Here is a 7,778-nt window from a genome sequence, read left to right on the forward strand (position 1 = left end):
GATCCGCGGGGATTCCACGCGCCCAGCCGCCGCGGCCTTCCGCGCCTCGTCGACGACGCCCGCCAGCGCGAAGGAGAGCGCGCGCAGACCCTCATGGCTCAGCGTCGAGATCTCGAACACGCGGTAGCCCTGCGCCTCCAGCTCGGGCCGGACCAGGTCGGCCAGATCGCGGGCGTCGGGAACGTCGATCTTGTTCAGCGCGACGAGCTGGGGCCGCTCCTGGAGCGGCAGCTGGCCTTCAGGCACGGGGTAGGCGGCGAGCTCGCGCCTGATGACCTCAAGGTCGGAGAGCGGGTCGCGACCGGGTTCGATGGTGGCGCAATCCAGCACATGCAGCAGCGCACTGCAGCGCTCGACATGGCGGAGGAACTCGAGGCCGAGACCCCTGCCCTCGCTCGCCCCCTCGATGAGACCGGGCACGTCGGCGACGGTGTAGCGAATGTCGCCCGCCTGCACGACACCGAGGTTCGGCGTGAGGGTCGTGAACGGGTAGTCGGCGATCTTCGGGCGCGCGGCGGAGAGCGCTGCCACGAGCGAAGACTTGCCGGCGCTCGGGTAGCCGACGAGCGCCACGTCGGCCATGACCTTCATCTCGAGGAGGACATCGCCTTCCCAGCCCGGCGTGCCGAGCAGCGCGAAACCGGGTGCCTTGCGCCGAGTGCTCGCGAGGGCCGCGTTGCCGAGGCCGCCGATGCCGCCGGATGCCGCGACGAAGCGCGCGCCCGGCTCGACGAGGTCGGCGAGCTCCTCGCCGTCTGCGCTCTTCACCACGGTGCCGACGGGCACCGACAGCACGAGATCCTCGCCCGTGGTGCCGGAGCGGTTGTCGCCCATGCCGAACCCGCCGCCCGCGCTGCTGCGGTGCGGGGCGCGGTGGTAGCCGAGCAGAGTCGTTTCTCCCGCATCCGCTACGAGCACGATGTCCCCGCCGTTGCCGCCGTTGCCGCCATCGGGGCCGGCGAGGGGCTTGAACTTCTCGCGGCGCACGCTGACGCAGCCGTTGCCGCCCTGACCGGCGCGCAGATGCAACGTCACCCGGTCGACGAATGTCGCCACTGCTGCTCCTTCCGCGATCCGATCAAACAAAAAAGTGGGCGGGCATCGCGCCCACCCACTTCGTTGCCGGTGATGGGCTTACGCCTCGACCGGGACGATGTTGATGACCTTGCGGCGGCCCTTGGCGCCGAACTCGACCGCGCCCGCCGCAAGAGCGAACAGCGTGTCGTCGCCGCCTCGGCCGACGTTGACGCCGGGGTGGAAGTGGGTGCCGTGCTGACGGACGATGATCTCGCCCGCGCTGACCTTCTCGCCGCCGAAGCGCTTCACGCCGAGCCGCTGCGCATTGGAGTCGCGGCCGTTACGGGTGGAGCTGGCGCCCTTTTTGTGTGCCATGAGTCAGTGCCTGCCTACTTGATGCCGGTGATCTTGACGCGCGTGAGGTCCTGACGGTGGCCCTGGCGCTTCTTGTAGCCGGTCTTGTTCTTGAACTTCTGGATGACGATCTTGGGGCCGCGGAGATCGCCGAGCACCTCGGCGGTGACCTTCACCTTGGCCAGCGCAGCCGCTTCGGTGGTGACCGTGTCACCGTCGACGAAGAGCACCGGAGCGAGCTCGACGGTGCTGCCCTGCTTCGCCTTGAGACGGTCGAGGGTGACGATCGTGCCGACCTCCACCTTTTCCTGGCGACCGCCAGCGCGCACAACTGCGTAGACCACGTGAGTACCTAACTTTTCAGCTTGAGAGCGCACGGCAAGACGGCAGCGCACGCCAAAGGTCAAGAATACCCGACGAATCGGGCTGCTCCAAACCAGTGCGAGCCTCCGGCGGGACGTCCGCGGCGGGCATACTCTCGCTAGGTGGCCGTGCTCATCGATCCGCCCCGGTGGCCGAACCACGGCACGCTGTGGAGCCACGTCGTGAGCGACGCATCGCTCGAGGAGCTCCAGGCATTCGCCGATGCGGCGGGACTGCCGGCGCGCGCATTCGACCTCGACCACTATGACGCTCCGGCCGAGCGCTACGACGCGCTCGTCGCGGCAGGGGCGGAGCCGGTGAGCGGCCACGAGCTCGTGCGCCGCCTCATCGCGAGCGGATTGCGGGTGAAGGCCCGCGACCGGAACTAGCCCCGCCCCGGCCTCCGTCGCCCCGCTGAGCGCCATCCCACCCGGCGAAATCCCCCAAATCGACGCCACGATCGCGTTGTGGGGTCGATTCGGGGGATTTCGAGGAGTCAGTCGCCGGTGATGATGTTGGTCGTCACGCGCCGGCGGCGGCCGCGGCCCCTCGGCTGGCTCGCCGGGATTGCCGCGTCGAGGATCTGGTCGAGCACCGCGGCCGGGTCTGCCGGGGCCTCCGCGGACTCGGATGCCGTGGAGCGGACGATCGTGCTCGCCGCGATCTGCGCGAGGCCCTTCTTGACCTCGTCCGTGATGGCGTGGGTGCCGTCGTGCCCGTTGCCGCCGTTCGCGGCTGCGGCAGCGGGACGGTCCTGACCGCGGCCGCGGCGACGCTCGGCGGGGCGCTCGGACGCCTGCGCACGATGCTTCACGACGGGGTCGTGGTGGATGACGATGCCGCGGCCGGCGCACACCTCGCACGGCTCCGAGAACGTCTCGAGCAGGCCGAGCCCGAGCTTCTTGCGGGTCATCTGCACCAGGCCAAGCGAGGTGACCTCGGCGACCTGATGCTTGGTGCGGTCGCGGCTGAGGCACTCGACGAGGCGGCGCAGCACGAGATCGCGGTTGGTCTCGAGGACCATGTCGATGAAGTCGACGACGATGATGCCGCCGATGTCGCGCAGGCGGAGCTGGCGAACGATCTCCTCCGCGGCCTCGAGGTTGTTCTTGGTGACCGTCTCCTCGAGGTTGCCGCCGCTGCCGACGAACTTGCCGGTGTTGACGTCGATGACGGTCATCGCCTCGGTGCGGTCGATGACGAGCGAGCCGCCCGACGGCAGCCAGACCTTGCGCTCGAGGGCCTTCTCGATCTGCTCGTTGACGCGGTACTCGTCGAACGCGTCATCGGACGAGCCCGCGTACTCCTCGACCCGCTCGAGCAGCTCGGGGGCCACCTGGCCGAGGTAGCGCTCGATCGTGGCACGCGCCTCGGCACCCTGGATGATGAGCTTCTGGAAGTCCTCGTTGAAGACATCCCGCACGATCTTGATGAGCAGGTCGGGCTCGCTGTGGAGCAGCGCAGGAGCCTGCGCAGCCTCGACCTGGCGCTGGATGTCGGCCCACTGGGCAGTGAGGCGGTTGACGTCGAGAGCGAGCTGCTCGTCGCTCGCGCCCTCGGCCGCGGTGCGGACGATGACGCCCACGTTCTCGGGCAGGACCTCCTTGAGGACCTTCTTGAGACGGGCCCGCTCGGTGTCGGGAAGCTTGCGGCTGATGCCGTTCATCGAGCCGTTCGGCACGTAGACGAGGAAGCGACCCGGCAGCGAGATCTGGCTCGTGAGGCGCGCGCCCTTGTGCCCGACCGGGTCCTTGCTGACCTGGACGAGCACCCGGTCGCCGCTCTTGAGCGCGAGCTCGATGCGACGAGGCTGGTTCTTCTCGCCGGATTCTGCGGCGGCAGCCTCCCAGTCGACCTCGCCGGAATACAGCACGGCGTTGCGGCCGCGGCCGATGTCGACGAAGGCGGCCTCCATGCTCGGCAGCACGTTCTGGACGCGGCCGAGATAGACGTTGCCGATGAGGGACGGCTCCTGCGACTTCGCCACGTAGTGCTCGACGAGCACCCCGTCCTCGAGGACGCCGATCTGGATGCGGCCGCCCTTCTCGCGGACGACCATATGGCGGTCGACGGACTCGCGCCGCGCGAGGAACTCGGCCTCGGTGACGACCGTGCGGCGGCGGCCAGCATCGCGGCCGTCGCGACGGCGCTGCTTCTTCGCCTCGAGCCGCGTCGAGCCCTTGACCTTCTGCGGCTCGGTGATGAGCTCGACCGGGCGCTGCTCGGTCACCCCGCCGGTGCCGCGACGGTGCCGGGTGCGCGTGCGGGTGCTCGCAGCGGGACCCGGATCGTCGGCGTCGTCCTCACGCTCCGGCTCGCCGATGAACTCGACGTGCGGAAGCGGCGGTGGAGCCTGGAAGACCAGCGTCGTCGCGGCGACCGCCTGGGCGGAATCGCCCACGATCACCTCGTCGGGAAGGGCCGGCTCATTCGTCGCCTCGGCAGCGATGATCTCGACATCGACATATTCATTTTCATTCACCATCGCTGGTGCACTCCTTGAACGCCCGCCCGCGGGCGATGCGTGACACTCGGCGGATGGGCGGGCCATCCGGAAAACCTCTTCACCCGGCCGGCGGATCGCTCTGGCGAGGTGGCTGATGCCATTAAAGCACGCGCGCGCGGATCAGCCCGTTTCCGGCGTGTGACAATGACGTCGTGTCTGATCCCGACCTCGACGCCGTCACCCCGCGTCGCCCCCTCGGCCTCGCGATCGCGCTCATCGTTTTCGGGATCATCGGCTTCGGCGCGGCGTTCCAGCTGACGATCGACAAGATCGCGACGGCGGCGAACCCGAACGCGGCCCTCGACTGCAACCTCTCCGTCCTCGTCCAGTGCGGCAAGAACCTCGGATCGTGGCAGGGCAGCGTCTTCGGATTCCCCAACCCGATCCTCGGCCTCGCCGGCTGGACGGCGGCGATCGCGATGGGTGTCATCATCCTCGCCGTGCCCTCGTTGCCGCGCTGGTTCTGGCTGACCTTCAACGCCGGGGTGACCTTCGCGATCGTGCTCGTCATCTTCCTCATCATCACCAGCATCTACGTCCTCCACACGCTGTGCCCCTGGTGCATGGTGACGTGGGCGGTGACGATCCCGGCCTTCTGGGCGACGACGCTCTACAACTTCACGGCCGGCAACTTCGGCGTCGGTGTGCGCGCGCGGGCCGTCTTCGAGACCCTCTACTCGTGGACGTGGGTCATCGTGCTGGCGTCCTACGTGCTCGTCGCCGTGCTCGCACAGCTCCAGCTCGACTGGATCCACCGGGCTTTTGTATAGCCGGCTCCTGCGCTACCAGGTCGCGACATCCAACGCGACATACGCACCCAGCCGGCCATCAGCGGTGCGGCGGCGTGCACGCCGCACCGCGAAGCGACTCGCGCCGGGCGAGGACCGGCGCGACATCAGATTAGAACCAGAGGGCGAGTTCGCGCGCGGCGGATTCCGGTGAGTCGCTGCCGTGCACCAGGTTCTGCTGCACCTTGAGACCCCAGTCGCGGCCGAGGTCGCCGCGGATGGTGCCGGGGGCCGCAGTCGTCGGGTCGGTCGTGCCGGCCAGCGCGCGGAATCCCTCGATGACGCGCTCGCCCGCGACCCGGATGGCGACGATCGGTCCGCTCTCCATGAACTCGACCAGCGGCTCGTAGAACGGCTTGCCCACATGCTCGGCATAGTGCGCCGCGAGCAGGTCGCGATCGGCCTCGACAAGGCGGATGTCGACGAGCGCGTAGCCCTTGGCCTCGATGCGGCGCAGGATCTCGCCGGTGAGCCCGCGCGCGACTCCGTCAGGCTTGACGAGGACGAGGGTCTCTTCGATTCCGCTCACTGGTGATGCTCCGTTCCGCTGACGTGGTCGTTGAACTGGGATTCCTGCTCGGCGCGCATCCGCATCGCGCGCTCGGCGCTGATGACGGCGTACGCCCACAGGGCGATGAAGACGATGCCGACCGCGAACATCATGTGGACCCAGATGCCGCTGACGATGACGAGCGCCTGGACGGCCCAGCCGAGCCACACGCCGAAGGGGTACCTCAGCGTCAGCACCGTGATCGCGGCGAGCACCACCAGGGACGCCCCGGCGATGAACGCTGGAGCCATGGCCACCGATCCGAGAGCCCACGCAGCGAGAGCGCCGAGGCCGATGACGACGACCTCGAACGCGAGCACGATCGAGGCGACGGACTCGACCGGCGTGCGCTGGCGCCTCATTCGGCGACCTCGCGCTTCGCCGGTTTCCAGCCCCGCTCCGCGGCGATGGCCATGACCTCGCCGATGAGCGTGATCGAGCCGGTGACGACGACCGCGCGGCGCTCGCCCGCGGCCGCCCAGGCACGGGCCTCCTCGACGGCGTCAGCGAGGTCGTCGACGATCGCGACCTCGACGTCCGACCAGCGTGCGATGTCCGCCGCGAGGTCGGTCGCGGCACGGGCGCGCTCGGAGTGGGACTGGGTGGCGTAGAACCGGGAGGCGACGGTGGCGAGCCGGTCGACGACGCCGTGCACGTCCTTGTCGCGCAGGATGCCGAGCACGACGGCGATCTCGTCGAAGTCGAAGAAGGCGTGCAACGCCGCAGCCAGCGACTCGGCGCCCGCCGGGTTGTGCGCGGCGTCGACGAGGACCGTGGGCTCGATGCCGACGAGTTGGAGACGGCCGGGCGATGTGGCCTGGGCGAGCCCCTCCTCGAGGAGGCCGATGTTGAGCGGCGCCGCGCCGCCGCCGAGGAACGACTCGACCGCGGCGATCGCCGTCGCGGCGTTCTGCGCCTGGTGCGCGCCGTAGAGCGGCAGGAAGAGGTTCTCGTAGGTGCCGGCGAGTCCGCGCACGCTGATGAGCTGGCCGCCGACGGCGACCGTGGACTCGATGACGTCGAACTGCCCGGGCTGGATGGCGAGGGACGCCTCGCTGAGCTCGGCTGCGCGCTCGAGTTCGGCGATCACCGCAGGCTCCTGCGCGGCGCTCACGACGGCGGCCAGGGGCTTGATGATGCCGGCTTTGGTGCGGGCGATCTCGGCGACCGTGCCGCCGAGGATGGCGGTGTGATCGAGGGCGATGGGGGTGAACACTGCGATCTGGCCGTCGGCGGCGTTGGTGGAATCCCACTCGCCGCCCATGCCGACCTCGACGACAGCGACGTCGACGGGCGCATCGGCGAATGCCGCGAAGCCGAGCACCGTGACGACCTCGAAGAAGGTAAGGCGCTGCTGGCCGGCATCCTGAAGCTCGAGGTCGACGAGCTCGACGTAGGGCTTGACGTCCTGCCAGGCCTGAACGAGCGCCTCGTCCGAGATCGGCTCGCCGTCGAGCAGGATGCGCTCGTTGAAGCGCTCGAGGTGCGGGCTCGTGAAGAGCCCGGTGCGCAGCCCGTAGGCGCGCAGGATGCTCTCGGCGATGCGGCTCGTGCTCGTCTTGCCGTTCGTGCCCGTGATGTGGATGATCGGGAACGCCCGCTGCGGGTCGCCGAGGATGTCGAGGGCGCGCCGGGTCGCGGTGAGGCGCCGCTCGGGGTGCGCCTCGCCGAGTCGCTCGAGCAGTTCGGCGTAGACCGCGTCGGCGGCCTCACGGAACTCGTCTGCACTGTTTTCGCTCACGCGTCCACCTTCTCGACGGAGATGCTCTGCACACCTTCGCGGATCGCCACGGAGACCGCAAGGGTCTCGCCGGCGATGAGGGATTCGTATGCGCGCGCGGCCGCGGCGCCGGCCGGATCGAGGGTCAGCGCGAGCGCGATGCGGTCGCTGACATCAAGGCCCGCGGCCTTCCGGGCGTCCTGCACCGCTCGGATGAGGTCGCGCGCGGCGCCCTCGGCCTCGAGCTGCGGAGTCGTCGCCGTCTCGAGCAGGACGAACCCGCCCGACGGCAGCAGCGCAAGCGCGCGGGATGCCGCATCGCCCGCCGTCTCGAGAACGAGCTCGTACTCGCCCGGCTCGAGCCTCAGGCCTCCCGCCGTGACGACGCCGCCCGTCTCAAACCAGTCGCCGCCGCGCGCGGCCTGGATGGCGAGCTGCACGTCCTTGCCCAGACGCGGGCCGGCGGCACGGGCGTTGACC

Annotated in this window: 10 protein-coding genes; 2 read left to right on the forward strand and 8 right to left on the reverse strand. The window is 69.6% G+C overall.

The features are described from left to right. The 3 genes from obgE to rplU form a co-directional block, all read right to left on the reverse strand. On the reverse strand, nt 1–1,056 hold a 1,056-nt coding region (gene obgE, locus M7D61_RS06770), incomplete at its 3' end, for a GTPase ObgE (protein WP_298228851.1). A gap of 78 nt (nt 1,057–1,134) precedes the next feature. Further along, nucleotides 1,135–1,392 (reverse strand): 50S ribosomal protein L27, encoded by a 258-nt coding sequence (gene rpmA / locus M7D61_RS06775; protein ID WP_298228853.1) that lies wholly within the window; start codon nt 1,390–1,392, stop codon nt 1,135–1,137. Between the two features lie 14 nt (nt 1,393–1,406). After that, nucleotides 1,407–1,715: a 50S ribosomal protein L21 gene (rplU, locus tag M7D61_RS06780; RefSeq protein ID WP_298228855.1), complete on the reverse strand. Its 309-nt coding sequence runs from the start codon at nt 1,713–1,715 to the stop codon at nt 1,407–1,409. A gap of 141 nt (nt 1,716–1,856) precedes the next feature. On the opposite strand from rplU, the gene M7D61_RS06785 reads away from it, so the two are divergent. Next, the gene (locus tag M7D61_RS06785; protein WP_298228857.1) at nt 1,857–2,123 is read left to right on the forward strand and encodes a DUF4031 domain-containing protein; all 267 of its coding nucleotides are present in this window, start codon (nt 1,857–1,859) and stop codon (nt 2,121–2,123) included. Nucleotides 2,124–2,230: 107 nt separating this feature from the next. On the opposite strand, the gene M7D61_RS06790 is transcribed toward M7D61_RS06785, so the two are convergent. After that, the gene (locus M7D61_RS06790) at nt 2,231–4,219 is read right to left on the reverse strand and encodes an Rne/Rng family ribonuclease (RefSeq protein WP_298228859.1); all 1,989 of its coding nucleotides are present in this window, start codon (nt 4,217–4,219) and stop codon (nt 2,231–2,233) included. Between the two features lie 173 nt (nt 4,220–4,392). Between M7D61_RS06790 and M7D61_RS06795 the strand changes: the two genes are divergently transcribed. After that, entirely contained in the window at nt 4,393–5,010 is a 618-nt protein-coding gene (locus M7D61_RS06795) for a vitamin K epoxide reductase family protein (protein WP_298228861.1), read from the forward strand. A 130-nt stretch (nt 5,011–5,140) separates the two neighbouring features. Here the strand turns inward: M7D61_RS06795 and ndk are convergent, their stop codons facing one another. The 4 genes from ndk to M7D61_RS06815 form a co-directional block, all read right to left on the reverse strand. Then, nucleotides 5,141–5,557 carry a nucleoside-diphosphate kinase gene (gene ndk / locus M7D61_RS06800; protein ID WP_298228862.1) on the reverse strand — a complete coding sequence of 139 codons (417 nt, stop codon included), beginning with the start codon at nt 5,555–5,557 and terminating at the stop codon, nt 5,141–5,143. Next, nucleotides 5,554–5,940 carry a DUF4233 domain-containing protein gene (locus M7D61_RS06805; protein WP_298228864.1) on the reverse strand — a complete coding sequence of 129 codons (387 nt, stop codon included), beginning with the start codon at nt 5,938–5,940 and terminating at the stop codon, nt 5,554–5,556. Before M7D61_RS06805 ends, ndk begins: the two co-directional genes overlap by 4 nt. Then, on the reverse strand, nt 5,937–7,319 hold the full coding sequence (locus M7D61_RS06810; protein ID WP_298228866.1) for a folylpolyglutamate synthase/dihydrofolate synthase family protein: 1,383 nt from the start codon (nt 7,317–7,319) through the stop codon (nt 5,937–5,939). The genes M7D61_RS06805 and M7D61_RS06810 overlap by 4 nt, the downstream gene beginning before the upstream one ends. After that, nucleotides 7,316–7,778 (reverse strand): DUF5915 domain-containing protein (locus M7D61_RS06815; protein ID WP_298228868.1); only part of this gene is annotated, 463 nt, incomplete at its 5' end. The genes M7D61_RS06815 and M7D61_RS06810, both read right to left, overlap by 4 nt.

Origin of the sequence: Gryllotalpicola sp. (assembly GCF_027352875.1) — a bacterium.
Classification (GTDB): Bacteria; Actinomycetota; Actinomycetes; order Actinomycetales; family Microbacteriaceae; genus Gryllotalpicola.

What these genes read in the sequence shown, in the direction of transcription:
- rpmA (WP_298228853.1), bottom strand. Translation starts at nt 1,392, where the DNA reads ATGGCACACAAAAAGGGCGCCAGCTCCACCCGTAACGGCCGCGACTCC.
- M7D61_RS06790 (WP_298228859.1), bottom strand. Translation starts at nt 4,219, where the DNA reads ATGGTGAATGAAAATGAATATGTCGATGTCGAGATCATCGCTGCCGAG.
- M7D61_RS06805 (WP_298228864.1), bottom strand. Translation starts at nt 5,940, where the DNA reads ATGAGGCGCCAGCGCACGCCGGTCGAGTCCGTCGCCTCGATCGTGCTC.